Source organism: Kitasatospora sp. NPDC091257, assembly GCF_044757675.1.
Taxonomy (GTDB): Bacteria; Actinomycetota; Actinomycetes; order Streptomycetales; family Streptomycetaceae; genus Kitasatospora; species Kitasatospora lactacystinica.
The window spans coordinates 1-6289 of the sequence record NZ_JBIVVI010000487.1 but is presented as its reverse complement, the minus strand read 5'-3'; the positions used below and the strand labels follow the sequence as shown (position 1 = coordinate 6289).

Sequence of the window (6289 nt, the reverse complement as noted above, 5' to 3'; positions counted from 1 at the left end):
CCCGCAGAGAACAATCGAGGAGTTCCATGTCACGCCCCCCGGGCGGATCATCACGGCACCGGTCCGAAGCCGGCTCGCCGCCCCCCTCCACGCAGCGCCGTCGCAACGGCGTGCTGCGCAACACCGCCGTCGCGCTGGCCGTGGTGCTCTCCGTCGAGGCCGCCGCCGTCATCATGACGACCGGTCAGGCCGTGGCCGTCACCACGGAGCAGGCCCCGAAGCCCGCCAAGGCCCTGGGCCCGGCCGAGGCCAAGGACATCGCCACCGCCCACCTCAAGGCCCGGCTGGAGAACCGCCGGATCGAGGTCGTGGACGAGCGCACCGAGTCGACCACCACCTGGATCAACCCGGACGGCACCACCACCCTGGACCTCGCGTCCGGGCCGGTCCGCTACAAGGACAGGTCCGGCAGGCTCCAGCCGATCGACACCGACCTCGCCCGGCAGCCGGACGGCAGCCTCAAGGCCAAGGGCCACCCGCTCGACCTCTCGCTGGCCGGCGCCACCCCGCCCGCCGCCGCGTCGGCGTTCAAGGCGGCCGGCGCCCCGGCCGGGGACCCGAAGGCCCCGACCACCCCGCTGGTCTCGCTGGACAACGGCAACGGCACCGCCATGTCGCTGTCCTGGCGCGGCGCCCTGCCCGAACCCTCGGTGGACGGCGCCAGGGCCCGGTACGCGAACGCGCTCACCGCCACCGACCTGGTCGTCGAGTCCACCCGGACCGGCTTCGAGCAGTTCCTGGAGCTCAAGGACCGCTCGGCGGTGGCCGCCAACGGCAGCGTGACGCTCACCCTGGACGCGGCCGGCCTGCGGGCCCGGCAGAACCCGGACGACTCGGTGTCGTTCCTCGACCCGAAGACCGGCGAGGAGAAGGGCCAACTGCCCGCCCCGGTGATGTGGGACGCGCAGGTCGACGAGCGCAGCGGCGACCACACCCGCACCGCGCCGGTCGCGCTGAAGGTCACCCAGAACGGGAACGCGATCGACCTGACGCTGACCCCGGACGCCGCCTTCCTGACCGACCCGAAGACCACGTACCCGGTCACCATCGACCCCGCGGTCAACATCGGCGTCGGCTTCGACACCTTCGTGCAGCAGGGCTACGCCACCGACGTCTCCTCGCAGACCGAGCTGAAGCTGGGCAACAACGGCTCCGGCCAGGTCGCGCGGTCGTTCCTGCAGTTCCCGATGGCGAAGATCAGCGGGAAGCAGATCACCGGCGGCAAGCTCAACCTGTGGAACTTCCACAGCTGGTCCTGCACCGCGAAGAGCTGGGAGGTCTGGGACACCGGCACGGCCACCACGGCCACCCGCTGGACCGCCCAGCCCGGCTGGAACAAGAAGTGGGCGACCTCCACCGCGACCAAGGGCTACTCCAGCTCCTGCAACGACGGCTGGGTGAACCAGGACATCACCTCGCTGGTCAAGGCCTGGGCCGCCAACGGGAACACCAACAACACCCTGGGCATCCGGGCCACCGACGAGAGCGACCCGTACGGCTGGAAGAAGTTCAACTCCGGCAACGCAACGTCCAACACGCCGTACCTGTCGGTGACCTACAACACCCCGCCGGCCGTCTCCACCCTGATCTCCCCGGCCGACGCCGCGCTCACCGGCGACTCCACGCCGACGCTGTCCGCCAAGGCGACCGACCCCGACGGCGGCAACATAGCCCTCGACTTCGAGCTCTGGGCGTCCAACGGCACGGCCGCGCTGCAGTCCGGCCGCACCGCCATGGCGGCCTCGGGCGCCACGTTCACCTGGACCCCGGGCACCGCGCTGCCGGCCGGCGCCTACAAGTGGCGCTCCCGCTCCTGGGACGGCACCGCCAACAGCGCCTGGTCCGCCTTCCGCACCCTCACCGTGGACACCACCGCGCCCGGCGCGACCACCGTCTCCTCCGGCGACTTCCCGGCCGGCCAGTGGGCGGGCACCCCGGACGCCAACGGCGACTACAGCGGCACCTTCACCTTCACCCCGCCGAGCAGCGACGTGAAGGACGTCCAGTACAAGCTGGACGGCGGGGCCTGGGTCACCGCGGCCACCACCGGCACGCCGGTCAACGCCAAGCTCACCTTCAAGGCGGGCGCCCACACCGTCACCGCGCACAGCCGGGACGCCGCGGGCAACGTCTCCGCCGACAGGACCTACGCCTTCTACGCCGGCAAGGGCTCCGCCCTGGTCGCGCCCGGCGCGGGCGAGCGCCCGGCCCGCCGCACCTCGCTGCAGGCCGAGGGCAACAGCACCTACACCGGGGTGCGCTACCAGTACCGCCGCGGCGAGACGGACGCCTGGAAGGACGTTCCGGTCGCCAACGTCACCACCACCGCCGGCCAGCCGGTGACCGCCTGGCCGCATCCCGCCCCCGGCGGCAAGGCGGCCGCGCTGACCTGGAACATCACCGACACCCTGGCCGAGAACGGCCCGGTCGACGTCCGCGCGGTGTTCACCGACGGCACCGCCACCGACGCCACCGAGCCGAACACCGTCACGGTGGACCGCAACGCGGGCACCGCGCCGGAGACCAAGGTCGGCCCGGGATCGGTGAACACCCTCACCGGTGACCTCACCCTGTCCGAGACCGACGCCGAGGCCTTCGGCCTGCACGCCGAGCGCTCCTTCTCCTCCCGCCGGCCCGCCAACGGCTCGGCCCAGGAGGGCCAGGCGGCGATCTTCGGCCCGCAGTGGAGCTCCGGCACCACCGCCGAGATCACCGACGCCGACTACTCCTACGTCCGCAAGACCTCGGCGACCTCCCTCTCGGTGGTCTCCGCGGACGGCTCCGAGGTCGGCTTCACCGCCACCGGCGCCGGCGGCTGGAAGCCCGAGCCCGGGGCCGAGAACCTCACCCTGACCGGCGCGTTCACCACTGCCTTCACCCTGAAGGACACCGAGGGCATCACGGTCACCTTCGCCAAGGTCGACCCGGCCGCCACCACCTGGCAGGCCTCCGGCTCCTCGCTGCCCAGCGACAACTCCACCACCTCGGTGGTCTCGGAGAAGGTCGTCTCCGGCGGAAAGACCCTGGCCCGCCCGAAGTACGTCGTCGCGCCCTCCTCGGCGACCGCCTCCGCCAACTGCGCCGCCGTGCCGTCCACGGCCGGCTGCCGGGTGCTGGAGTACGTCTACGCCGACACCACCACCGCCACCGCGTCCGCCCCGGGCGACACGGCCGGCCAGGTGAAGCAGATCCGCCTGTGGTCCACCGACCCCGGCGCCGCCACCGCCACCCCCGTCGTCGTCTCGCAGTACGCGTACGACGACCAGGGCCGGCTGCGCGAGGTGTGGGACCCGCGGACCGGCCCGGCGCTGAAGACCGCGTACGGCTACGACGCGGCCGGTCGGGTCACCACCGTGACCGACCCCGGCGAGCTGCCGTGGACCCTGGAGTACGGCAAGGCCGGCAACGCCGCCACCGCCGGCGACGGCATGCTGCTCGCCGCCTCCCGTCCCACCCTCAAGCAGGGCAGCAAGGACGTCACCGACGGCACCGCCACCACCTCGGTGGTCTACGACGTCCCGCTGAGCGGCGCCAACGCGCCGTACCCGCTGGCGCCGTCCGACGTCGCCGCCTGGGGCCAGACCGACGCCCCGACCGACGCCACCGCCGTGCTGCCGCCCGACGCCGTCCCGGCCACCCACGACGGCAAGGCGCTCGGCACCGCCGGCTACAACCGCGCCTCGGTGACGTACACCAACGCCTCCGGCCGCGAGGTCAACACCGCCACCCCCGGCGGCGGCATCACCACCACCGAGTACAACGCCTACGGCAGCCCGGTGCGGACCCTCTCCGCGGAGAACCGCATCCTCGCCCTGGCCACCACCGGCAACGACCTCAACAAGCTGCGCGCCCTCGGCATCGCCGGCCGCTCGACGGCCGACCGCGCCCAGGTGCTCTCCTCCACCTCGCTCCACTCGGCCGACGGCAAGCGCCTGCTGGAGCAGTACGACCCGCTGCAGCTGGTCACCCTGGAGCACGACGTGGCCGCCTCCGGCACCTCCCCGGCGCTCGCCGCCGGCGCCGAGGTCGCGGCCCGCGCCCACACCGTCAGCGGCTACGACGAGGGCCGCCCGGCGGGCGCCGCGGTCAGCGACATGGCCACCTCGGTGACGGTCGGCGCCCGGATCGACGGCTACGCCGCCGACGCCGACACCCGCACCACCGCCACCGGCTACGACTGGGCCCAGGGCCTGCCCGTCACGTCCGTCCAGGACCCGGCCGGCCTGAAGATCACCACCGCCACCGGCTACGACGCCAGCGGCCGGGTGACCTCGCAGAGCCGCCCGAACTCCACCGGCTCCGACGCGGCCACCACCGTCACCACCTACTGGACCGGCACCGGGACCGGCGCCTGCGCCGGCCACCCCGAGTGGGCCGACCTGGTCTGCTCGATCGCCCCGGCCGCCCAGATCGCCGGCGGCGGCGGCAACCCGCCGCAGCTGCCGACGAAGACCTTCCAGTACGACCGCTGGGGCAACGTCACGGTCCAGACCGAGACCGCCAACGGCGTCACCCGCACCACCACCCGCAGCTACGACGCGGCCGGCCGCCCGGTGAAGATCTCGGTCAGCGGCGGCACCGGCACCGCGGTCGCCGACACCGTGCTCGGCTACGACCCCGCCAACGGCGAGCTGGCCTCCCTCAACAACGGCAAGGCCACCATCACCCAGGGCTACGACAGGCTCGGCCGCCAGGTCTCCTACGACGACGGCGCCGGCAACGTCACCACCACCGAGTACGACCGGCTCGACCGCCCGGTGAAGAAGTCCGACTCGGTGCCGTCCACCGTGACCTACGGCTACGACACCGCCAAGGACCCGCGCGGCCTGCCCACCTCGCTCACCGACTCGGTGGCCGGTACCTTCACCGCCGGCTACGACGTCGAGGGCCGGCTGGTCTCGCAGACCCTGCCCGGCGGCAACACCCTGACCAGCAGCTACGACAGCCGGGGCATCCAGACCGGCAAGACCTACACCAACCAGGCGGGCACCGTCCTGCTGGCCGACACCGCCGACTACACCGTCCACGGACAGCAGGCCGGCCGCACCCAGAGCGACGGCAACAGCACCACCAGCGGCTACACCTACGACGCCACCGGCCGCCTCACCAAGGCCGCTGACAGCACCGGCCTGGCCTGCTCCACCCGGACCTACGCGTTCGACAGGAGCAGCAACCGGACCAACCGCACCAGCGTCACCGACGACTGCGACCCGGCCACCGCCGACGCCGTCACCCAGGCCGAGAACCACGGCTACGACACCGCCGACCGCCTCACCGACACCGGCTACGTGTACGACGCCTTCGGCCGCACCACCGCCCTGCCGAAGGGCACCCAGGTCGGCTACTACACCAACGACCTGGTCCGCACCGAGACCCTCGGCGACACCCGCAGGACCTGGGACCTGGACGCCTCCGGCCGCCTCGCGGTCGGCACCACGGAGACCAAGGGCACCGACGGCACCTGGACCGTCACCGAGCAGGAGACCAAGCACTTCGACGGCGGCAACGACAGCGCCTCCTGGTCCAAGGACGCGGCCGGCAAGCTGACCCGCGACGTCCTGGACCTGACCGGCCAGCTCACGGCCGCCACCGGCACCGACGGCGGCGCGATCCTGCTGCTGACCAACCTGCACGGCGACGTGTCCGTCCAGATGTCCCCGGACGGCCTGGAGGACCTCGCGGTCTACCACTACGACGAGTACGGCAACACCGTCGACTCCACCGGCTCGACCGCGTACGGCTGGCTCGGCGGGGCGCAGCGCGAGGCCGACGGCCTCTCCGGCCTCACCCTGATGGGCGTGCGCCTGTACGACTCGACCACCGGCCGCTTCCTGCAGACCGACCCGGTCCTGGAGGGCTCGCCGAACGCCTACGGCTACCCGGTCGACCCGATCACCATGGACGACCTGACCGGTCTGAACTGGAAGAAGAAGTGGACGGCCTACTTCAGCCGGGCCGAGGGCAACACGATCGGTGCCCTGCTGTACGTCTCCGGCAAGATCGCCCAGGGCATCTCGAAGATCCTGCGCAGGCTCCCGCACATCGTCGCCCGGGCCGCCGGCTACGTCCTGTGGGCGCTGTCCTACCTGATGAAGAAGATCGGCAAGCAGTTCATCAAGGCGGCCAACAAGCGCGGCAGCCACGGTGTGATCTTCACCTTCGGGATCTGGCGCTCCAGCCACTGGTGGGTGCCGGACCGTCCGATCTACCGCGTGAACCCGCGGTACTGAGCCGGGAGGAGGCCTCTCCGACGACCAACTGATGCAGGACAGGTAAGGCCGGGCCCGGG

The 6289-nt window shown here is 72.4% G+C and carries 1 protein-coding gene; it reads left to right on the top strand.

Annotated features, from left to right (window positions below; genetic code table 11):
- The first annotated feature begins 26 nt into the window (after positions 1 to 26).
- Positions 27 to 6230, top strand: a complete 6204-nt coding sequence (locus tag ACIQOV_RS22265; RefSeq protein WP_401050967.1) for a DNRLRE domain-containing protein — start codon at positions 27 to 29, stop codon at positions 6228 to 6230.
- The last annotated feature ends 59 nt before the right edge of the window (positions 6231 to 6289 follow it).

Bases quoted from the DNA above. Each gene is read 5' to 3' on its own strand.
- ACIQOV_RS22265 (WP_401050967.1), top strand. From the start codon at position 27: ATGTCACGCCCCCCGGGCGGATCATCACGGCACCGGTCCGAAGCCGGC.